This window comes from Pyxidicoccus sp. M6 (genome assembly GCF_055568925.1).
Window position 1 is genome coordinate 3,439,307 of the sequence record NZ_CM145714.1, and the last position, 20,881, is coordinate 3,460,187.

At 67.8% G+C, this 20,881-nt stretch carries 14 protein-coding genes; 9 read left to right on the top strand and 5 right to left on the bottom strand.

What is annotated here, in order from left to right; translation table 11 throughout:
* The first annotated feature begins 13 nt into the window (after positions 1–13).
* From ACVTJA_RS14350 to ACVTJA_RS14365, 4 genes are all read left to right on the top strand, one after another.
* Positions 14–1,363: an AHH domain-containing protein gene (locus ACVTJA_RS14350; RefSeq protein WP_465836928.1), complete on the top strand. Its 1,350-nt coding sequence runs from the start codon at positions 14–16 to the stop codon at positions 1,361–1,363.
* A 9-nt stretch (positions 1,364–1,372) separates the two neighbouring features.
* The gene (locus ACVTJA_RS14355; protein ID WP_465840386.1) at positions 1,373–1,939 is read left to right on the top strand and encodes an imm11 family protein; all 567 of its coding nucleotides are present in this window, start codon (positions 1,373–1,375) and stop codon (positions 1,937–1,939) included.
* A gap of 89 nt (positions 1,940–2,028) precedes the next feature.
* Positions 2,029–2,223, top strand: a complete 195-nt coding sequence (locus ACVTJA_RS14360; protein ID WP_465836929.1) for a helix-turn-helix domain-containing protein — start codon at positions 2,029–2,031, stop codon at positions 2,221–2,223.
* A 343-nt stretch (positions 2,224–2,566) separates the two neighbouring features.
* Entirely contained in the window at positions 2,567–3,040 is a 474-nt protein-coding gene (locus tag ACVTJA_RS14365) for a hypothetical protein (protein WP_465836930.1), read from the top strand.
* 539 nt (positions 3,041–3,579) lie between these two features.
* Here the strand turns inward: ACVTJA_RS14365 and ACVTJA_RS14370 are convergent.
* From ACVTJA_RS14370 to ACVTJA_RS14385, 4 genes are all read right to left on the bottom strand, one after another.
* Positions 3,580–3,975 (bottom strand): hypothetical protein, encoded by a 396-nt coding sequence (locus tag ACVTJA_RS14370; RefSeq protein WP_465836931.1) that lies wholly within the window; start codon positions 3,973–3,975, stop codon positions 3,580–3,582.
* A gap of 456 nt (positions 3,976–4,431) precedes the next feature.
* Positions 4,432–6,126, bottom strand: a complete 1,695-nt coding sequence (locus ACVTJA_RS14375; RefSeq protein ID WP_465836932.1) for a long-chain fatty acid--CoA ligase — start codon at positions 6,124–6,126, stop codon at positions 4,432–4,434.
* A gap of 36 nt (positions 6,127–6,162) precedes the next feature.
* Positions 6,163–7,578 (bottom strand): aldehyde dehydrogenase family protein, encoded by a 1,416-nt coding sequence (locus tag ACVTJA_RS14380; protein WP_465836933.1) that lies wholly within the window; start codon positions 7,576–7,578, stop codon positions 6,163–6,165.
* Positions 7,575–9,563 (bottom strand): FAD-dependent oxidoreductase, encoded by a 1,989-nt coding sequence (locus ACVTJA_RS14385; RefSeq protein WP_465836934.1) that lies wholly within the window; start codon positions 9,561–9,563, stop codon positions 7,575–7,577. Before ACVTJA_RS14385 ends, ACVTJA_RS14380 begins: the two co-directional genes overlap by 4 nt.
* A gap of 159 nt (positions 9,564–9,722) precedes the next feature.
* Here ACVTJA_RS14385 and ACVTJA_RS14390 point away from each other — a divergent pair, with 159 nt between their 5' ends.
* The gene (locus ACVTJA_RS14390; RefSeq protein ID WP_465836935.1) at positions 9,723–10,400 is read left to right on the top strand and encodes a LysM peptidoglycan-binding domain-containing protein; all 678 of its coding nucleotides are present in this window, start codon (positions 9,723–9,725) and stop codon (positions 10,398–10,400) included.
* Positions 10,401–10,543: 143 nt separating this feature from the next.
* On the top strand, positions 10,544–11,533 hold the full coding sequence (locus tag ACVTJA_RS14395) for a hypothetical protein (protein ID WP_465840387.1): 990 nt from the start codon (positions 10,544–10,546) through the stop codon (positions 11,531–11,533).
* A 3-nt stretch (positions 11,534–11,536) separates the two neighbouring features.
* On the opposite strand, the gene ACVTJA_RS14400 is transcribed toward ACVTJA_RS14395, so the two are convergent.
* Positions 11,537–13,519 carry a PAS domain-containing sensor histidine kinase gene (locus ACVTJA_RS14400; RefSeq protein ID WP_465836936.1) on the bottom strand — a complete coding sequence of 661 codons (1,983 nt, stop codon included), beginning with the start codon at positions 13,517–13,519 and terminating at the stop codon, positions 11,537–11,539.
* A 249-nt stretch (positions 13,520–13,768) separates the two neighbouring features.
* Between ACVTJA_RS14400 and ACVTJA_RS14405 the strand changes: the two genes are divergently transcribed.
* Genes ACVTJA_RS14405 through ACVTJA_RS14415 form a run of 3 tightly spaced genes read left to right on the top strand, consistent with a single transcriptional unit; the run spans position 13,769 to position 20,864 of the window.
* Positions 13,769–16,396 carry a P-loop NTPase family protein gene (locus tag ACVTJA_RS14405; protein WP_465836937.1) on the top strand — a complete coding sequence of 876 codons (2,628 nt, stop codon included), beginning with the start codon at positions 13,769–13,771 and terminating at the stop codon, positions 16,394–16,396.
* 1 nt (position 16,397) lies between these two features.
* Positions 16,398–19,202 (top strand): hypothetical protein, encoded by a 2,805-nt coding sequence (locus tag ACVTJA_RS14410; protein WP_465836938.1) that lies wholly within the window; start codon positions 16,398–16,400, stop codon positions 19,200–19,202.
* A 39-nt stretch (positions 19,203–19,241) separates the two neighbouring features.
* Positions 19,242–20,864: a S8 family peptidase gene (locus tag ACVTJA_RS14415; RefSeq protein WP_465836939.1), complete on the top strand. Its 1,623-nt coding sequence runs from the start codon at positions 19,242–19,244 to the stop codon at positions 20,862–20,864.
* Positions 20,865–20,881 lie beyond the last annotated feature (17 nt).

A 20,881-nucleotide genomic window follows, 5' to 3' on the forward strand; every position in this document is an offset into this window, starting at 1 on the left:
CTGGAGGACTTGAATGAGAGCGCATGCGGTCATCTGGCTGGTGCTGACTCTTGCCGTTGCGGGCTGCTCGACCACGCGGCTCGTGCGCCTGGACATAGGGGACGGGCCACCCATCGTCCACACGCCCATCCAGGAGGACGGCGCCGGGCCCGTGGAACTGGACGAGGAGGAATTCGAAGAAGCCCTGGTGGAACTCGCCCAGGACGTGCGGCCCGTCTCCAATCCCCTGCGAGAGGCCCGCCAGCTCTTCGGAGTCCCCGAAAGAGGCGGTGTGTACCTGTACCAGCACCGCGGCCCTCGGCTCATCCCCCAGGAAGAGGAGAAGGACCCGGACGGCCCGCGTCTCCTGGAGACCTATGCGGACGACGAGCTGACGCGCGCCTATGGCCGCTGGTGCGAGCGCAAGTCACAGCCCGGCGACTGCCTGCGCCTGCTGGCCGAAGGCCCGCTGCTGGCCAGCGACGGCAAGTACTCGCTGGCCATAGCCATCGCCATGGACTCGGTCTGGGACGAGACGGCAGAGGCCCTGAAGGGCATGGCGGACCCGCAGGCGCTCATGGCGACGGTGAGTGCCTCCGTCAGCATGTACCTGCTCCTCTGGTCGCTACCCGAGCCGGTGAGCAAGGGCCTGGCCGCCCTGCTGACGGCCACGGCCATTGCCTACCTGGGCGTGGACACGGTGTGGACCCTGCTAGAGGGGTGGATAGTGTTGGTGCGCAAGGTGGACCGCGCCACCACCTTCGAGCAGCTCAGCGAAGCGGGCGAGGCGTACGGCGAAGTCCTCGGGGAGAACGCGGCGCGCATCTTCGTGATGCTGGCCACCGCGGCTATCGGGAACACGGTGGGCCTGGCGTCCAAGGCATCGCGCCTGCCGGGCTCCGCGCAGGCGGCCGTCGTCGTGGAGACGCAGGCGGGCTACCAGTACGTGGCCATCGGAAGCGTGCAGTCGGTGGCGATGGCGGCCGAGGGCTTCACCATCGCGCTCGCACCCAATGCGCTGGCCATGACGGCTCGGGGGAAGGGGGGTGGCCGCTCTGAAGATCACCACCTCGCCACGAACAAGAACAGTGTCTCCACTGCACGTGGCGGACCCTGGACACCGAAGTTCGAGAAGATCTTCAAGAAAGCTGGGATGGAACTGGAGGACCCTGAGAACATCGTGCCCATTCCAGGCCACAAAGGGCCTCATCCGCGGGAGTACCACGACTGGGTCTATGAACGTCTGTACGAGGCGACTCGCCATTGTCGTAAGGTCTCTGAGTGCAGGGAAGCACTGACGAGGGCACTCAAGAGGCTGGCCAAGGAAGCCAGCACTCCCGGAACAGAGCTGAATCGACTTGTCACCAAGAGCGCACAGCCCTAGATGCCCACCATGCCCCACCGCTTCTTCAGGTTGAAGGAGGACCTCCATGTCCCAGGCCGCTGGCACCTGGACGACCCTACGGACCGTCAAGGGCGCGAGGTGGACGACCCAAGAGACTTCAATGAGGGGCGTCCGGTCCAGGTCGAAGGGCGCCTGAATGTCCCCGTCGAGCATGCTGGCAACCCGCTGGACTTCACCCTGACCGCATCAAGCGTCCCCATCGTCCACGTCAAGGTGGCAACGCTCTTCACGGAGCTGGCTCCCGATGACATCCAGCTCATTCCCGTGGACATCCAGGGCCACCCGGACCAGTACCTCGTCCTCGTTGCCACGAAGCTCATCCGCTGCATCGACGAGAAGGCGTCCAAGGTGCAGTTCTGGATGCCCGAGGATGGGCTGCCCGAGAAGGTGGGGCACTACTACGCCGTCGACGACATGCACATCGACCCCACGAAGCCCGGCCACACCAAGGTCTTCCGTACAGAGGGCTGGACCATCGCCCTCATCGTCTCCGAAGACATCAAGCAGGCGCTGGAGCACGTGCAGGCCACCGGCGTGAGGTTCACGAAAGTGTAGCTTGTGACCATCGGTATGCTCTCGTCGAACTCTCCAAAGGGAAGTCTCCACATGCTCATGGGCTCTCGGAGATCTGGTCGCGGGACGGTGTGGCCCGCGCCATCGCCCGGGAGTTGAAGCGGCTTGGGAAGCGCATCCGAGCGCTACGCCAGGGGCGCGGGCTGACGCAGGAGCAAGCGGCGGAGGCGATGGGGCTGCACCCGAAGTACCTGACGCGGCTTGAGCAGGGAGCGCGAACGCCACGCGCGGCCCCCTGGTCGCGGTGTCGGTCGCGTTCAAGGTGAAGCTCCGGGGCCTGTTCACCGAGGACGACAGCGACACCGGCAAGGCGGAGAAGGCGGGCGGCCTTGCCGGGGCGCAGCCTGAGCTGAGACAAGGCCCTGTGGCTCCGGGCACTTGGAATAAACCCACCCAGTAGGAGAGGAAAGACTCTAAGGGTTACTCTTTAGAGGGTCTGTAGGTGTTCACCAAACCCTTCCTATAGGTGTTCCAGGAAGGAAAAAAGAAGGGACCATTTCTAGAGAGAATCCTCAGGAGACATTCCGGAGCACCGCGGGTCTCCAGTCGGTCGTGTGGCTGAGCCCTAACCCATGGTCGCCAAGTCAAGGTCAGCAGCGGAGGAGTGAAATGGCAGACTTCGCCTACTGTGGAAACGAGCATGGAGTGTCAGCCATTGACACGCAGCGATTGCTCAAAGACTGGGAAGCCATCTGGTGTCCGCCTCCAACACTCAAACGCCATCTCCCTCTTTGGCAAGTCCCCTATCACCCTCAGGATGGAGCGCGACTTTGGCTCGTATGGAAGGACACGCATACAGGTTCGCATTTGCTATTGGGAGGAGGTCGGGTCTGTAAATCTCCCAGTCAGTGTTATGGCACCACCATTCTTTGGACCAACAAGACCCATCGCGGCGTGCGTGATGCAGCAGAGCGGCTCGGATACCCGAAGGCAGGAAATGCCGCGTCGTTCCTGCGCGTCAGAGACACAACCCTGCCTCACAATGGCTTGCCGGTACTTCCTTCAGATATGCTTCTGCGCACCGGCCTCAATTTGCTGACGCGGGCCGATGCTGACCGCCTGAATGCTCTTGTACCTCTCTGAGCAGATCTCAAGGCCACTTCGGCACGCATGAGGCGAGTTGCCAGGGCTCGCCGTACTCCCCGCTCAGGTCCGCAGCCGCGATAGGGCATGCACCTGCACAGCAGCGCTCGTGGTCCTCGGAATTTCCAGTGAGATTTTCGCGGGGCCTGTCGTTCCCATCCGCTCCGCCCGCCTCCCCGTAGCCCCGTCCTCGCACCGCACCGCGACGATGCACCCCACTCACCCCTGTTCTCTGAAGCGCTCGCGCGCCAGAGGCAGGGGAATTTTGGGGTCTTGACGTCGTCAACATGAACACGGGCGGGCACCCTGGCCCGAGGTGGTGCTCAGCGCGAAACGCCTGCCCAGCGTGGCCGGCTCCTGGTCGCAAGCCGGTGCGCCGCGCGGGCGAAACTCCGGGCCGCGCGGAAGTGCGACGCGCGGGCGGCCGCCATGGCTCGAGGCGGTGCTCGGCGCGGGCAAGCTCCACGGTTCCGAGGTCGCGCTCGGCACGGGCCCTGGCCGCCAGCACGAACCGGGAGGGCGCCACGGTCCGAAGTTCCCTACTTGGGATCCACCTCGGATTCTCTTGTCTTCACCTCGTCCCCTTCAAGCGGTGCGCGCATGAACGCAAACCGCCCAGGCAATTCAACGACCATGAAACCGTTGCCAGCGATTCTGACGCGCTCTGCATCCTTGGCTTTTCCACTGGAGAGCCATCTAGCTGCATCTTCCTGAGTTGCGAACTCATGGGAGACCATGAGCTTGAATGAGGAGTCAAAACAATCCCTGTAGAACCTGCGAAAATCGTCCTCTCTCCTGATGTGACGAGGATATATCAATGCTATCTGCGCAAGCTCGATTGAATCCCTCTCTGGCGATCCTTCCGGGTGCTTTTGTCCAATAGAGTCGAGAGCGCTGAGAATTGCGTCTGTGTCGAAGTCTGGAATGTAGGACATGGCAGCGCCGCGCCTTCTTTTGTACTGAGTGTTAATGCGTTTGTAGACGCGGGGCGGCACGACAGGAGACTTCGACCCCCAACTCGTTCAGTTCCTTCTCGATGTCGGGCAGGACTGCTTCCAGGTTACTCCACCCGCCGCCCCATGCTTCGGAAGCTCGCGGCTGAGCAGCTCGAGCTTTCGGATGATGGTCTTGTAGCCCCCCCCGCGACACGGTGGGCTTCGGCCCGGCCCGCGAAGTTCGAGGCGGGTTGAATGCCGGCCAGCACGGCCGCTACGAATTGGAGGATGCCCGCGAGGCAGCTGGTGAGGCCGCAAGGGGCACGGTTCGCCTGCGCGGCGATGAACGAGCTTCCCGCGATGGCGGAGAAGAGCGAGGTCAGGATTCCCAGGCCGTGATGGAAGCGGTCCAGGTGTGCTCCGGCACATCGGGTGCCGGAGCACGGCCGCTGGCGGCTACCGCTTCGCCAATTCCTGCTCCTGGAGCACCTTCCACATCACCTTGCCGGTGGCCGTCTTGGGCAGCGTCTCCACGAACTCCACCACCCTGGGCACCTTGTAGGCGGCCATCTTCCCCTGCGCCCACTCGGTGATGTCCTCGGCGGTGGCCGTGGCGCCAGCCTTCTTCACGACGACGGCCTTCACCGTCTCGCCTCGGTACGCATCCTTCGCGGCGATGATGCAGCACTCCTGCACGGCCGGGTGCTGGTACATCGCCAGCTCCACCTCGGCGGGCCAGACCTTGAAGCCGCTGGCGTTGATCATCCGCTTCAGCCGGTCCGTGAAGAAGAAGAAGCCCTCCTCGTCCACGTAGCCCAAATCACCCGAGCGGAAGAACTTCTTGCCGTCGAGCTCGACGAAGGCCTCCTCCGTCTTCTGAGGGTCGTTCCAGTAGCCCTTGAAGACCTGCGGGCCGTGAATCCAAATCTCCCCGACCTCCCCCTGCGGCACCTGCTTGAAGGTGATGGGGTCGATGACGCGCGCGTCGACGTTGAGGTAGGGGACGCCGAGACATTGCTGCTTCATGCGCGTGCGCGGGTTGATATGTGATGCAGCCATCGTCTCGGACAGGCCATAGCCCTCCATGTACTGCTGGCCCGTCAGGTCGAGCAGCTTCTGCGCCACCGCCGCCGGCATCGCCGCGCCGCCGCCCGCCACGAGCTTGATTCCGGAGATGTCGTACTCACCCAGGCGCGGGTTCGACAGGAAGTCGATCATCATCGTCGGAATCAGCGTCCAGGACGTCACCTTGTAGCGGGTGATGAGGTGACCGGCAGCGTCCCGGTCCCAGCGCGGCAGCATGACGACCGAGCCGCCGGAGTACACCATGGCGTTCATCACCGACTGCATCCCCGTCACGTGGAAGGTGGGCAGCACCGCCAGCGCGACGTTGTCGGGCACCACCGGTCCGCACCAGGTGGGCGTCGCCACCGCGTTGAACATCACCGAGCGGTGCGTGTGGATGCAGCCCTTCGGCTTCCCCGTCGTGCCGGACGTGTAGGGCATGACAGCGAGGTCCTCCGGGCCGGCCAGGTGCTCGCCTGGCGTGTGTTTCGCGCCCAGCGCCTCCTTCCAGGGCACCACGCCCGGCGTCTGTGGTACGGCGTAGGGCGCGCGCACGAAGTCCGGCACGTTCAGCTCGGTGGGCGCGAGCAGGTAGTCGGAGTAGGCCGCCACCACCACCTTCTGGAGGGACGTCTCGCGAATCAGCGGCGCGACGCGGGAGAAGATTTCCTGCGAGGCGATGGCCACCTTCGCGCCGCTGTCCGCGACGTAGTGCGCCAGCTCCTCGGTCAGCAGCATGGGGTTGACGGGCACCACCATCGCGTCGGCGCGGAGGATGGCGTAGAAGGCGATGAGGAACTGCGGGCTGTTCTGCATGTCCAGCAGCACCCGGTCCCCGCGCTTCACGCCGCATTCCTTCTGGAGGTAGCCGGCGAGGGCGAGCACGTCCGCGTGGACCTGCGCGTAGCTCAGCACCGTGTCATAGAAGACGACGCAGGGCCGGTTCGGATAGCGCAGCGCGGAGACCTGGAGATTCACATACAGGCTCGTCTCCGGCGTGGCGATGGAGTACGGCAGGCCCACCGGCCAGTGGGTGTAGTGGGCGGTGTTCATCGTCCTCTTCGTCTCTGTCTCTGGTGCCATCATCGGACCGACGTCCTCCTGGGGAACGGGGTAGGGCGCCTACAGCTGCACCGCCTTGACCTGGGTGAACTCGAGGATGCCGTACGGGCCCAGCTCGCGGCCGTGGCCGGACTGCTTGTAGCCGCCAAACGGAGCCAGTGGGTTGAAGGCCGCGCCATTGATTTCCACCTGACCGGTGCGCAGCCGCCGGGCGACGCGCATCGCTCGCTCGGCATTGCCAGACCAGACAGCACCGGCAAGGCCATACATGGAAGTGTTGGCGATACGCACCGCTTCGTCCTCGGTGTCGTAAGGCATCACCGAGAGGACCGGTCCGAAGATTTCCTCCCGGGCAATGGTCATCTCCGGTGTGACATTGCTGAAGACGGTGGGCGCGACGAAGTAGCCGCGCTCCAGTCCGTCGGGAGGCCGCGAGCCGCCGCACACGAGCTTCGCGCCCTCCGCGAGCCCTCGGGAGATGTAGTCGCGCACCCGGTTCCGCTGGACGTCGGACACCAGCGGCCCCAGCGCGGTGTCCGGGTCCATCGGGTCGCCCACCTTGAAGTGGGGCACGGCCGCCGTGGCAATGGCTTCCACCACGCCGAGCCTGTCCCTCGGCACGAGCATCCGCGTCAGCGCGGAGCACGTCTGCCCCGAGTTGAGGTAGCACTTCCTCAGCCCGTCCACGACGGCCCGCTCCAGGTCCGCGTCGTCGAGGATGACATTCGCCGACTTGCCGCCCAGCTCCAGCGCCACCTTCTTCACCGTCGCGGCGGCCACCTCGCTCACGCGCCGCCCCGCGCGCGTCGAGCCGGTGAAGGACACCATGTCCACGTCCGGGTGCGCGGCGAGGGCCTCGCCCACCTCCGGCCCATACCCGGTGACGAGGTTGAACACGCCGGCCGGGACGCCCACTTCCTCCATGATGTTGGCGAGGATGAACGCGCTGAGCGGCGTCACCTCGCTCGGCTTCACGACGACGGTGCAGCCGGCGAGCATCGCGGGCGCCACCTTCGCGGCAATCTGGTGCAGCGGGTAGTTCCACGGGGTGATGGCCCCCACCACGCCGACGGGCTCGCGGACCACCAGCGAGTTGCCGAGGCGCTGCTCCCAGGGGAGCTGCTCGACGAGGTGCTCCATGGAGCCGAAGGTGATGGCCGGCAGCCCCGCCTGCACCATCATCGACACCTTGATGGGCGTGCCGAGCTCCCGCGCAATCAGCACGGCGATTTCCTGCTGGCGTTCCTGGAGCTTGCGCGCGATGGCGCTGCACAGGTCGACGCGCGTCTGGAGTGGCGTGGCCGCCCATTCGTCGAAGGCTGCCCGCGCGGCGAAGACGGCGCGGTTCACGTCCTCGGCCGTGCCCGCCGGGACGCGTCCCATCACCTCCTCGGTGGATGCGTTGATGACCTCAATCGTCCCCGTGCCCGCCGGCTCCACCCACCTGCCACCGATATAGAGCCGCGTGTGCTTCATGCCGATACCCTCTCCGTGAGCGAGGTCCGCACTCCCGCCGCCTGGGCGATGTGCTCGGCGGTCCGCGACGCCAGGGCCATGATGGTCACCATCGGGTTGGTGCCGGAGGCCGTGGGAAACGCCGACGCATCCCCAATCCAGACGCCCCGCGTGTCGTGCAGCTCTCCGCGCGGGTCGGCCACGCTCGTCGCGGGGTTGGTGCCCATGCGGCACGTCCCCATCTGGTGGGCCGCGAAGAGGCGGGCGCCGCCAGCCCTCAGCGGGACACGGTGCAGGCGGGCCACGAAGGCCTCGAGGTCATCCCCCACGCGCCAGCTGGGCAGGCCTTGCGCGAGCAGCATGATGCGCCGGGCCCCCGCGGCGTGGTGCAGGCGGACCTGGGCCTCCATTGCGCGCTGCGCGTTGCGCACGTCGATGGCGTCCGTCAAATCGTACCAGGGCACCGTCATGCCATTCGCATCCAGCGTCACGCGCCCGTGGCCCCTGTCTCGCAGTACGCCAATGAAGGTGCCCACGTTCCGGTAGTCGGCCATGAGCTGCTTGTGCTCCAGCCCCGTCGTGAAGGGCACGGCCGACGTGCCGAGCGCGGTGGTGTACTGCACGCCCTCCACCAGGAAGCCGTAGCCGTCCGGGAGGTTGGCGAACTCGTCCACCAGCCCGGCGTGCGGCGGGCCCCACCAGGCCTGCATGTCCGTCCCGTAGTCCCCCATGACGGCGGTACACGGGTGCAGGCGCAGGTAGTTGCCCGTCGCCGGCCCGCCGATGCCCGAGCGCAGCAGGATGCCGGGCGACTCCAATGCCCCCGCCGCGACGACGACGTGCGGCGCGCGCACCGTGACGCGGGCACCCTTGCTGCCGTCGGCGGCCGTCCACCGGGCCTGGACGCCCGTGGCGCGGCCTCCCTCGACGAGCACCCGCTCCACGAAGCAGCCGGCGAGGATTCGCGCACCGTGCTCCGCCGCCTGTCGCAGGTACGTCTTCACCGTGGAGCGCTTCGCACCCGACGCGTCGCCGAAGCCCATGTACCCGGCCCGGAGAGGGTCATGGCGCTCCGGGTCCCAGTTGCGGTGGGCCTTGATGAAGGACCAGCCCAGCGCCTGGGCGCCGCGTTGCATCGCCTCCTGCGGCCGGTTCAGCTCCGAGCAGCGGTCATTGATGGAGAGCTCGCGCCACACGGCGTCGAGGTGCCGGTCGAAGTCCTCGCCCGCTACATCCTCCAGGCCGAACTCCTCCGCCCACTGCTGGCGCACCCAGGGCTTCGTGCGCAGGCAGTTGGTCCAGTTCACCGTCGTGCCGCCGCCCAGGCATGCGCCAGCCATCAGCGACACGTTCAGGTCCGCCGTCGGCGTGGGCCCGCCGCGCCAGTAGAGGTGCTGGTATGCGGGCACCTCGAGCTGGTGGAAGTCCCCCTCGTTCAGGTAGCGCCCCGCTTCCAGCACGACGACGCCGAGCCCGGCCCGGGCCAGGCGCCCGGCGATGAGCCCGCCGCCAGCCCCCGAGCCCACCACCACCACGTCGGCCTCGAGCGTCGTGTCCCCGTCCGGCGTCAGCGGTGAGAGGGGCTTGGGCTCTGGAGGCGCCGCCGCGTAGGGGCCGGGGTAGCCGAACGTCTTCCACGCCGGGTTGCGCCCCGTGGCATCCGGCAGGCCGTACGCGAAGAAGATGGCGAGGGTGAGGAAGGCGCCGATGCCGGCGGCCGCCTCGCGCGAGGCCAACGAGAGGTTGGTGAGTATCTGCTCACGCGACGGCTGCGACATCCGGGCGAAGTCCTGCTCCGCGAGCACGTCGAGCAGTTGGAGCATCCCCGCGCGCTGCTCCGGCGGCATGCCGTCCAGCACCGCGCACAGCGCCTGGTCCGCGCCCACGTCCGTGGCGCGGCGCCTCCAGAAGCCATCCGGGTCATCGGGGCGCTCGATGCGGGGAACAGCGGTGTCGCAGATTGCGCGCAGCGTCATGAGCTGCGGGTCGCTCAAGGTGGCGGGCATGCCAATTCACATGGCACGAACGCCCTGGCGAAAGACCCCTCCCAAAGGAGGGGAATGATGGGCAGCGGACCAAATTTCTCAGCGGAATTCCAAGAGGCCGGGAAATTCGGACGCAACTCTGTGACGCGGGTCACGACAATGGGGTCCGAGGAGACCTGAATGTCCAACTACAAGATCCGCCGTGGCGACACCCTCTCTGGCCTGGCTGCACGTTTCCACACCAGCGTCTCCGCGCTGGCGAAGGCGAACAACATCAAGAACCCCGACCTCATCATCGCGGGCAAGACGCTGCGCGTCCCCGGCAAGGGCGGTGACACGTTCGAGAGCGGCGGCAAGAAGGGTACGGGCACGGGTGGCTCCAAGGGCACCGGCGGCTCCAAGGGCACGGGCGGCACGTCGAACGGCGGGAAGGTGGACCAGGGCCCGTCGAAGGTCGGCAACATCAAGGTGACGCCGGAGATGCGCAAGCTGGCCGAGGCGGGCCGGAAGGCCGCGATGAGCATCGGCGGCTACAACAGCCAGGGCCTGTGCGCCACCGGCGTGAGCAAGGCCATCCAGAACGCGTTCGGCTTCAAGGTCTGGGGCAACGGCAACCAGATTGACAACAACCTGCCTCGCGACAAGTTCAAGCAGATCGACATCCCGCTCTCCGAGGCGCTGAAGATTCCGGGCCTCGTGCTCACCTGGGAGAAGACGTCGACGGCCGCGGGCCAGAAGTACGGCCACACCGCCATCACCACCGGCGACGGCAAGTCGTCCGTGAGCGACTTCATCGAGCGCAACACGCTCAACGCCGGTGGCCGCAGCGGGTTCAAGGTCTTCATCCCCATCCTCTAATCCTTCCGCCGCGGTGCGGAGCATCCACGCCTCCGGGGTCTTCGACCGGGGGCGTTGTTGTGTCTACACAGTCGTGACAAGGCAGTTCCCCCCTCGAGGAGTATTCGATGCGTTGTGTTGTCTCAGTCCTTCTTGCCGTGAGCATGTTCGCGGGTTGTGGCGGTGGTACTTCCGCGCCGTCCACCGAGCCCTCCCAGCCCCCGTCCGTGGAGAGCACGCAGTCGCCGCTCACCAGCACGGACGTCGATGTCGCCCCGGAGTGCCAGGGCATCCTCAACTTCGTGAACACGGCGTCGTACGCGACGCTGGATGCGTACCTGCCGAGCGACGTGGTCACCCGCCTCGTGAATCAGCGCGCGATTGCGCCCTTCACCTCGCTGGCGCAGGTCTCCGCGGTGCAGGGCATGGGCGAGGCCCGGCTCGAGCAGCTCGAGGGTGGCGCCCGCGCGCAGAGCTACATCAACGCGAGCTGCGTGGGCATCATGGACGAGCTCGCCATCTCCGCGGATGACGACGCGGCCGTCGTGTCCCTGGTGAACACCATCAGCGACAGCGAGCTGCACGACGTGCTGCCGGACGCGTGGAACGGCGCGGTGAACCTGCTCAACCTGCGTCCCTTCACCTCGACCCAGGCCATCTCGAACATGGCGGGCATCGGCCCGGTGAGCCTGCGGAACATCCGCAACTCGGCGACGCTGAGCCGGCCCTTCGAGGCGCTCGTCGCGGCGGTGAATGGCAACCAGGGTGGCCACGGGGGCGCGTACCTGGCCCGCCACTTCGACTGGTGGGAGGTGGTGGCCGGGCGCCAGTACCGCATGCACAGCCTGGAGTGCTTCGGGCTCGAGCCGAGCAGCGTCCCGTCCGGGGCGGACGTCCGCCCCTACCTCGCCGACGCCGCCGAGGTGCGCTCCCAGGTCCGTGGCATCGTGTCCATCTCCAGCGGGAACGGCGGCATCCCCAGCAGCATCGTCACCGCTGGCCTGGCGAACCTGGACCGGCTGACCGAGGGTCGCCAGTTCAAGGGCTGCTACTTCAGCTACGAGCCTGACCCCTGGAGCAGCCACTCCGTTGCCATCTTCGTCGACACCGTGAACGGCTTCAGCGTCCTGACCGGGACCTACTGGGCCGAGTAGCCGTCAGCGGCAGGGGAGGGCGAAGTGGAACGTCGAGCCGTGCTCCACTTCGCTCTCCACCCAGATGCGGCCGCCGTGGCGTTCGATGATGTCGCGGCAGATGTAGAGCCCCAGGCCCAGGCCTCCGAAGCCGGAGATGGGCGCGTTCCTCGCTCGGAAGAAGCGCTCGAAGAGATGCGCCTGCTGGTCTTCGGGAATGCCGATGCCCTCGTCCTTCACGGAGACGCACGCCTCGGAGCCCACGCGCCGCGCCGTGACGTGGACGGTGCCGCCGGTGGGGCTGTACTTGAAGGCGTTCTCCACCAGGTTCGTCAGCACCTGCGCGAGCCGGGCGCGGTCTCCCTGGACGACGAGCGGCTCGTCGGGCGCCTCGAACTGGAGTGAGTGCAGGGGGCTCGTGTCGCGGAAGTCCGAGAGGACCTCGCGGATGAACTCCCGCAGCGCGATGGGCTCGCACGTGAGCTCCAGCCTGCCGGCCTGGATTCGCGAGATGTCGAGCAGGTCATTGACCAGCGCGGACAGCCGCGCGAGCTGGGAGAGGGCCTTGTGCACGTGGCGCGGGGCAACGGGGCGGCCGGCATCCGCCGGTCGCTTCAGCATCTGGAGGTGCAGCTTGAGCGGCGTCAGCGGCGTCTTCAATTCGTGGGCGGCGATGGACAGGAAGTCGTCCCGGACGCGGATGGCCTTCTGGGCCTCGCGCAGCAGGCGCTCCCGCTCGGCCTGGGCGCGGCGCTCCGCCGTCACCTCGACCACCACCGCGCCCACGCCCAGGATGGCTCCGCTCTCCGTCCGCACGGGGTAGTAGCTGACGTTCCAGTGGCGCCGCTCACCCGGGGTGGCGGGCACCTCTCCTTCCGTGTTGATGCCGATGATGGGAGTGCCCTTCTCCAGGACCTGCCGCATGAGGGGTTCGATGATGGGCGCCATGTGCGGGGTCATCTCCCGCACCGTCTTCCCGATTTCCTCCTCCCGGCGCCGGCCGTGGAGCGCTGCCAGCGCGTCGTTGAGGCGGAGGTAGCGCAGGTCACGTCCGATGAAGCCCAGGCCGATGGGCGCGTGCTTGAGGAAGGTGTCGAGCACGGCGAACGACTCCTCCAGTCGCTCACGAGCGCGGTGTTCGGCGGCGAGCAACCGCTTCTGCTCCGCCAGGGCGTGGCGCTCGGCCGTCACGTCCCGGTAGCTCCAGATGCGGCCGATGACGGCATCCCCCAGCCGTTGCGGAATGGACCTGCACTCGAGAACGCGGTCGTCCATCAACTCGATGGTGTCGTGGCTCTGCGCGAGGGAGGGGATGAAGCCCTGACGGATGAGCGTGACGAAGCGCTCGGCGTCCTTGACCAGCGGAGCCGCGCTCACGAGTGTCTTCTCCGCGTCCCGCTCCTCCATCATCGCGTCCGTGAGCCCCCATATCTCCTGGAAGCGCTTGTTGAAGGCGGTGATTCGCCGGGACAGGTCCACCACGATGACGCCGTCGGTAATCGAGTCGAACGTGGCGTGCAGCAGCGACGTCTTCTGCTCCAGGTGCTCCCGCGCCCTGCGCTCCTCGGCGGCGTTGGGACAGAGCGACTGCTGCTCCACTTCGGGCTCCGGCATCGAAGGCCTGGCCGTCCGGAGGCGGGCACAGACACCGAGCTGCGTACCGTCCTCTCCGAAGACGGGCACCACCAGCGCACTCAACCGCGCCTCCCTCCCGCTGTCCGCGCACAGCCCATCCGTGCCCACGAGGGCCTTGTCGAGCGCATTCCGGAGCCAGGGCAGGCCGCCGAGCACCTCCTCGGTATGACGACCGGTGGGAGGTCCGCCCCGCCACCCGGCGGCGCCGGCCAGCACCGGGTCCATCCAGAGAATCCGCCCGTCGATGTCCACGACCAGCGCGGCTTGAAGGCTTGCTCCCACCTGGAGCAACTGCTCGACCGGTGAGGGACGGGAGGCGAGGGCGGTCCACGAGTGCGCAGGGCGCTCCCAGGTCACCGGTCTCTCGCTCATGTCGCCCTTCATTCCGGCCGCTCCCCTCCGGCGCCACGGGGCGGTGCGCCTGCTGAGGCAAACATGCGCAGCAGGGCGGCCCGACGCTCACACCGGACAGGCGGCGCGACAGAGCAGTCCAGTTCCATTTCGGCCGGTGGAATGGGGGCAGCCGACTGATGCCTCCATCTCCAGGCTGTTGCCTCGCCATTCCAGGTTCCCCACCTGTCGGAGAGGAGGCCCAGGTCTCCGCCAGGGAGGGGAGCAGGCATGGCCGAGGCAACCACGGAAGACTTCACGCAGTACGTGGACCCCCAGCGCCGCCCGCGTCCGGAGGCCAAGGCGCTCCACTGGGACGAGCTGCTCCCCGCGACCAAGAAGGCCATGTGGGAGGTCATCCAGTGGCTGGATGAGGCCCTGACCTCGAGCCGCAAGAAGCGGCCGGTCGAACAGGGGAGCGCTCCTCCGAGCTTTCATGAACAGCTCGCGACGAGCGTGCTGGTCGCCGGAGACCGCGGCTTCGGCAAGACGACCATCCTGATGACCCTGGCGGATGCGCTGCGCAATCCCACCGAGTTCCTCAAGCCAACGGAGAACGGGGGGACGAAGCAGGACGCGGTCAGGCACGACGGCAAGGAAGCGGAGAATTCGCCGCCCTCCCGCCTCCGGCGGCTCAGTCACAATCTGGTCCTCCTGACTCCCCTGGACATGGAGCCGCTCCCCGCGGAGGCCAACCTGCTGGCCACGCTGCTGGTGCGCGTGCGGGATGCACTGAGCAAGGACCCTTCCAACGAGCGGGAGCGGCTCGCCTCGCCCGTCCTGCTCGAGGAAGGTGTGGATGAGCCCTGGGGGCAAATCGACCAGCTCGTCCGGGACGCCACCTTCATGTGGGAGGACATCCCGGTCCAGGGGCAGGACCCCCGCCAGCGCGCGGAGTACCAGCTCCGGGCGGCGGAGCTGTACGCGCGGTTCCAGGGGCGCTTCCACAAGGCCCTCGAGTCGGTGTCCCGGTTCTTGTCACGGCGCCGGTACGGCCAGGACGAAGAGGAGGAGTCTGGCGTCATCCTGGTGCTGCCCATCGACAACGTGGACCGCAGCATCCAGCACCTGCACCTCATCCTGAAGCTGACGCGGATGGTGGCCAGCCGGCGGCTGTGGTTCCTGCTCGCGGCGGGCCGGCAGGAGTTCCAACTGTTCCTGGAGAAGACCTTCCACAAGGAGCTGACGGAGTCCGGGAGGATGACGTTGGCGCCGGGCAGTCAGGAACAGATTCAGTCCATCGCGCGCCGGCAGGCCGCCGCCGCCATGCGCCGGGTGCTCCCGCCGGCCCATCGCATCGAAATCCAATCCCTGCTCCCCGAGCAGGCCTGGCGGTTCAAGGCCCCCGCCTCGCTCCTGGATGATGCGAGCTCCCGCCCATTCCTCCATGAGCTCCTCACGGAGATTCCCCTGCCCGGTTCCAGGCGCGAGCGTTCCTTCGCCGCGCTGTTCGACCTCCGGGAGTGGCTGAAGCTGAAGGGCGAGACCCCGGCCGACGGAGCGGCGGACGCGCCGGTCTTCACGGAGGCCGCACGGCTCGCGCTCACCACGTCCGCCCGGACCGCCCTGGACCTGTGGCAGGCGGTCCTCTCGGCGCGCGAGCGGAAGAAGGAGCTCGAGGCCATCCTCCATTCACCAAACGGGAGCACCCAGACGCCAGAGGGCACTGCATCGACGCGTCAGAGAAATGCAGAGGAGGAGCTGGACGAGCTGGCCATCCGAATCACGCATCAGATGCTCCTCATGTGCATCGACGAGAGTGACTTGCCGAGCTGGGCCAGTGAGCAGCTCCTGCACCGCATCATCCGCCTCGACGAGAGGAAACGGGCCGTCCTGGACCTGACGAGCACGCCCATAAAACGGCTCAAGCGGACCGTTCTGACGAAGGCCATCAGCATGGACCCGGTGGCCGGGGGCCCGGGCTTCACCCGGAAGACCCCTGCGGACCGGGTGCTTCGCAGCGGGCTCCATCTGCGGCATCTCCAGAGCACCATCCTGGAGCTGCACGACCTCGACTCCACGGGACGGAAGGTCCCCCTGCCCTGGAATGTCGCCGGCTGGTTCATGCTGCTGCATGACCTGCTCATGTCCGCGACGGAGCGGCGCGTGTTGAACAACCAGGTCATGGCGCTCGAGGTGATGCCCGAGCTCGTGGTGAGCCAGCACGAGGCGAAGCTCTGCGACGGGTTCCTGGCCGAGCTCAACTTCTGGTGGGTTCCTCCCGAGTGGGAGACCTTCATCGACTCCGCCGTCTTCCTGCATCTCTGGAAGAGGTGTTTGTGGTCCAGCTCCACGGGCTCCGTTCCCTGGTTCAACGGCCAGCTGCGAGGCATCCTGGCGCTTTGGGTCGATATCTCCTGCTCGGTGGCACTGGGGGAGAGCCGCGACCTGGGCCAGGCGCAGACAATCGGGGTCGAGGCATACGAAGCGCAGGTCGTGGAGCGCATGAAGGGCCTCCTGGATGAAGCGCGGGACGACGCGTTCGGGCGCAACCAGATTGCCCGGCGCTGGCTCCGCTACAGCCTGCCCCTCATGCTGGGCCCGGAGTTCCTGCCGGACTCCGTGGCGAAGCCCCTTCGCGACAGGCTCGATTCCAAGCTCGGCTGGAATCACGAGCTCATCCGGCGCCGCCGTTTCGAGATGGTGCGAGCCGTGATTCAGCGCTCCGACGCCTACAAGCGCCAGGAGCTCCTCTTCAACCGTTCCACGGGGCCGGGGGCGCTGAAGGCCCGCCGGTTCCTGCTGGACTCCTGCAGGGCCTGGATTGATTCCCTCCGGGGCCCATTCGATGAGGCGGCGCCCACGCCCACGCCCACGCTCATCCTGTCATCGGAAACCGAGGGAGTGCGGAGTCACTGACATGAGCGCCCCGCACGCAGCTCCCGGAATGCCCCTGGCGCCCCGGCGCATTCCGGAGGCCTATGTCCGCGCGGAGATCGCCAGCTTCCCCCTGACCAGCATCTCCGCGTTCAAGTCCGCGATGGTGGAGCTGAACCCGCTGCTGGATGGACAGACGAAAGGGAGCACCCAGCAGCTCTGGTCGTACTGCGAGGAGCAGTTGTCGCAACACGCGGGAGGCTGGTCCCTGGACCGTCTCATCATGGCGCGCGACTTCTTCTGGTTCGGCTTCTCCCCTGGCGTCCAGCGGAGCACGGTGCCCCCTCGCGTCTCCATGCGGAGATACCTGCGGACCCTCGCGCGGAGCTACCTGGAGGCGTCTCCCGGGTACACCCGGCTCCGGCGGAGCTACGACGCCAACGCCTTCGATGCCTCCACCCACTACCGCTGGCTCACCTTCGCGCTGCCGGAGGACCTGCTGCTGGCGGCGTCCCCGTCCGAGCCTCCTCCCGTCGGCGTGGGCTCCGAGCCGCCGTTGCTGCTGCGGCACCTGGCGGACCGCGGCGTGGTGGACATCCACCACCACCTCGGCGCCGGCATGGACTTCCCGCTGCTATGGGCCGCCATCCAGGCGCGGCTCGCCGACCCGTCCCTCTCCCCCGAGGAGCTCAACAGCCCCGCCCTCCCGTTCGGCAAGGGCGAGTGCATGTTCCAGTGTCTGCTGGCCGCCGCCGTGGTCCGCTGCATCCTCTGCGAGTTCCTCCTGCGGACGGACGGCTCCGGCCCGAAGCTTCACCGCTTCCTGGCCGACCTGAGCGAGTCCGCGGATTGGCCCTTCGACCGCTATCACCTGCTGAGCCGGACCTTCGACGCGCTGGGGCGGGGGAGGGTCTCCGAGCTGCCAGACCCCTACCGGCTGAGGGACTTCTACCGGGACCTGCACCCGCTGAATGACCGCCCCTCCCGAGCGCCACCCAGGACGCTCGATGACGTGTGGAGGACGTGTGACCCCATCGCCGTGAGGCTGGGCCTGCACAATCCCAATGGGGGAGAGCGGTGGCTGGTGCGCCATGGCCTGCGCTACCTCCGCGAGCACGGACCGGAGGCTGGCGACAGAGCGCGGGACCCGCTCTTCACGCTCCTGTTCTGGCAGTTGCAGCGCGTGCGGTGCATCTACTACCGCACCGTGGTGCAGCGGCCGATGACCGCGGGCCTGCAGTGGTTCGTCCGCTTCTACAACCGCCTGGGTTGGGCTCGCACGCCCCTGGCCGCCGCACGCTCCGAGGTGTCCTATGAGGTGGCGGGCCGGGGACAGCCGCTCTCCGGCCTGGAGGCCCGCATCGGCCCCAAGAACAGCGCGTTCGAGCTGGCCCAGGAGCTCCGCGACCTGACCCGCTCCTGGGGAACCGTCCTGAAGAAGGCCAGCAGCACCGCGCAGGGACGGCGCGAGCCCGAGTTCGGCGTCATCGTCCACCTGCTCAAGCAGCGCGACGTCAGGGACCGCTGGCTCGCGGGCAGTCCTCCCGCGGGTGAGCGGAGCACGCATGCCGAGCCTCGCCCCCGGGACCAGGTCACGCTGGGAGGCCGCTACGCGGCGTTCTTCTCGTGGCAGGCGGGACAGGTCCAGGCCCTGGTGGACCTGCTGCGCGCGGTGCCGCAGTCGCTCTGGTTGCTGCGAGGCCTGGACGTGGCGTCCGACGAGCTGGGGGTTCCCACCTGGGTCCTGGTGCCGCTCTACCGCTACGTCGAGCGCGAGGCGGCGCTCGCCTCCGTGTCTCCCGCCGCGCAGGGCGTTCCGACGCTCCGCTTCACGGCCCACGTGGGCGAGGACTTCCGTCACCTCATGGAGGGACTGCGGCGCATCTATGAGTGCATCCAATACCTGCTGGCCAGCGCCGGGGGCCGGCTGGGTCACGCCACGGCGCTGGGCATCGACCCACGGCTGTGGGCGGAGTCAACCGGGTCGGTGATGATGACGGCCGAGGAGCGACTGTGGGACCTGGTCTTCGAGTGGCGCATGTACAGCCGCTACCGCATCGACCCCCAGCTCCAGATGGAGGCGCCACCGGGCCGCCCGGAGCAGGTGGAGAACCTCATCCGCTCGCTCTCCGGCGGCATCTTCCGCAGGGCCCAGGAGCCCCAGGTGCTGGCCGAGGCGCACCACGTGGTGCACCAGCTCCTGTGTCCGCCCGTCTCCCGGGGGCAGGCGGAAGTGAGCCTGGATGTCTTCGTCCACGCGCTGAACAACCTGGACCCGGACCAGGTGCGCCACTACCGCCAGGTCCTCAACCTCCTGCGCACCTTCCGCGAGGACGAGCGCGTCTTCGTGCGCGGAAGGGATTTGGTGGACATCACCCTGGACGACTCCGAGGTGGCGGCGCTCCAGGCCGTGCAGAACGCCCTGCGCCGCGAGGTGGGCCTGCGCGGCATCGTCGTCGAGGTGAACCCCTCCAGCAACCTGCTCATCGGCGACATGATGGACCTGCGCAGCCACCCCATCCTGCGGCTGTTCCCGCCGGAGCGCCTGGAGGGGTCACCACCGCCGGTGCCCATCGCGCTGGGCTCGGACGACCCCATCACCTTCAGCACCTGGCTGCTGCGGGAGTACTCGCTGCTCTACGAGGCGGGCCTCATGGCCGGGTACTCCGAGCGCGCGGTGCATGACTGGCTGGAGACCATCCAGAAGATAGGCATGGATGCGCGCTTCACGGTGCCCTGGAGGCCTTCGGCCCGGGCTCGTGGAGAGCGCCTGCTGGAGGCGCTGGAGGACTACATGCAGGTTCCCTCCTGCAGCCGGGCGCGGATGCCCAGGCCCGAGCGCACGTGAGTTTCGTGAGCGGCTGACGCCGACCCCGGGGGGCATGTCATGGCAGTGCCGGAACAATTCCAGTCTCCGAAGCTCCACGCGATTGATGTCCAGCTCCGTGCGGGGCTCGGCAAGGTCTGGCTTCAGCAGAAGGTCACCGAGCTGGGCGGAGCCGGATGGCACGTTCGCTCCGTCCCGTTCCATCCCCCGGGCGACGAGTTCGACGTGGTGCCCCGGTCCAAGGTCGAGCCCGCCCAGGCGTGGGAGCTCGCTCGCCAGCTCCGGGCGCTGGAGGGGGTCGTGGATGCCGAGCCCTCCTTCGAGGTGCTCTATGCGGAGCCGCCCGGGCAGGACGTCGCCGGCGCGGACCCCGACATCGCGCCGCGGGCGTTGGCGTTCGGGAGCTCCGGTGGCGCCTCGGAGGCGGCGAGCGATTGCGATTGGAGCATGAAGCTGGTCCAGGCGGAGGAGGCCTGGGCACTGCCGGGCAGCGTGGCGCGCCGGGGACAGGGCGCCCGCATCGGCCATCCGGACAGTGGCTACAGGCCCCATCCCGAGCTCGGTGTCCTGTTCAATCCCACGCCAGGCTGGGACTTCATCGGCCGTGACTCCGTGACGGAGAACGCGCAGGGGGACCATGGCCTCGGCACCGCGAGCGTCATTTCGAGCGCCGACAACCGTCCTGAACGTGACCGCTCCGTCACCGGCATCGCACCGGAAGCAGAGGTCATCCCCCTGCGCGTGACGAGGCCACACGCCTTCGTTCCGGCCCCCGTCCTCTTCGAGACCGGCGCGGCGCGGCTTCGTGACGCCATCCGGTATGCGCTCACGCTCGCGCCCCCCTGCCACGTGGTCAGCATCAGCCTCGGATGGCTGCCGGATGCGGGCCTGCACCGAGCCGTCCAGGAAGCGGTGGCCCAGAACGTCATCGTCATCGCCGCCGCGGGCAACTACACGGGGCGCGTCGTCGTGTGGCCGGCGGCCTATCCCGAGACCCTCGCGATGGCGGCCTGCAACGCGCAGCGTCTGCCCTGGTGGGGTTCAGCTCGGGGCCCCGCGGTCGATGCCACCGGTCCGGGAGAGGACGTGTGGACCGCCAACATGGAGCAATACGTGGCTGCGAGTAACGGCACCTCGCACGCGGTCGCCACCGTCGCAGGCATCGCGGCGCTCTGGCTCGCGCACCATGGCCGCGACAACCTGCTCGCGCGCTACGCGGGCGGCCCGCTGCTCAGTGAGGTGTTCCGGTACGTCCTGCGGGCGAGCTGCACGCCCTGGGAGCAGGACCCCAGCCTCTGGGGCGCGGGCATCGTGAACGCCTGCGAATGTCTCAAGGCACCACTGCCGGACCCGTCCAGGCTCGCGGGCGCGAGGGGGATGGCCATGCGCGCGGAGACCGGCACCACGAATGTGTTGGAGGAAGCCTTCCCCGCCATTCCCGCGCCCGAGCTGTATGAGCACCTGGCTCGCGTGCTTGGCGTGCAACAGACGGCGGTCGGGACGATTCTCGCCGAGCACGGGCGCGAGCTCCGCTTCTGGCTGTTGACCCGGCCAGACTTCCGCCGCTCGGTCGCCGAGTCCTTCATTCCGTCGATGCGGACGGCCATGAGGGCGGAGCGTGCCACGCTGCCGCGCTTCTCCCCCGGGCTGCGTGAAGCCCTGCGTGAGCATGCGAACGTTTGACCCGGAGCGGGGCCGTT

What these genes read in the sequence shown, in the direction of transcription:
- ACVTJA_RS14410 (WP_465836938.1), top strand. Translation starts at nt 16,398, where the DNA reads ATGAGCGCCCCGCACGCAGCTCCCGGAATGCCCCTGGCGCCCCGGCGC.
- ACVTJA_RS14380 (WP_465836933.1), bottom strand. Translation starts at nt 7,578, where the DNA reads ATGAAGCACACGCGGCTCTATATCGGTGGCAGGTGGGTGGAGCCGGCG.
- ACVTJA_RS14395 (WP_465840387.1), top strand. Translation starts at nt 10,544, where the DNA reads ATGTTCGCGGGTTGTGGCGGTGGTACTTCCGCGCCGTCCACCGAGCCC.
- ACVTJA_RS14350 (WP_465836928.1), top strand. Translation starts at nt 14, where the DNA reads ATGAGAGCGCATGCGGTCATCTGGCTGGTGCTGACTCTTGCCGTTGCG.
- ACVTJA_RS14400 (WP_465836936.1), bottom strand. Translation starts at nt 13,519, where the DNA reads ATGAGCGAGAGACCGGTGACCTGGGAGCGCCCTGCGCACTCGTGGACC.
- ACVTJA_RS14405 (WP_465836937.1), top strand. Translation starts at nt 13,769, where the DNA reads ATGGCCGAGGCAACCACGGAAGACTTCACGCAGTACGTGGACCCCCAG.
- ACVTJA_RS14355 (WP_465840386.1), top strand. Translation starts at nt 1,373, where the DNA reads ATGCCCCACCGCTTCTTCAGGTTGAAGGAGGACCTCCATGTCCCAGGC.
- ACVTJA_RS14415 (WP_465836939.1), top strand. Translation starts at nt 19,242, where the DNA reads ATGGCAGTGCCGGAACAATTCCAGTCTCCGAAGCTCCACGCGATTGAT.
- ACVTJA_RS14375 (WP_465836932.1), bottom strand. Translation starts at nt 6,126, where the DNA reads ATGATGGCACCAGAGACAGAGACGAAGAGGACGATGAACACCGCCCAC.
- ACVTJA_RS14385 (WP_465836934.1), bottom strand. Translation starts at nt 9,563, where the DNA reads ATGCCCGCCACCTTGAGCGACCCGCAGCTCATGACGCTGCGCGCAATC.
- ACVTJA_RS14390 (WP_465836935.1), top strand. Translation starts at nt 9,723, where the DNA reads ATGTCCAACTACAAGATCCGCCGTGGCGACACCCTCTCTGGCCTGGCT.
- ACVTJA_RS14365 (WP_465836930.1), top strand. Translation starts at nt 2,567, where the DNA reads ATGGCAGACTTCGCCTACTGTGGAAACGAGCATGGAGTGTCAGCCATT.
- ACVTJA_RS14370 (WP_465836931.1), bottom strand. Translation starts at nt 3,975, where the DNA reads ATGTCCTACATTCCAGACTTCGACACAGACGCAATTCTCAGCGCTCTC.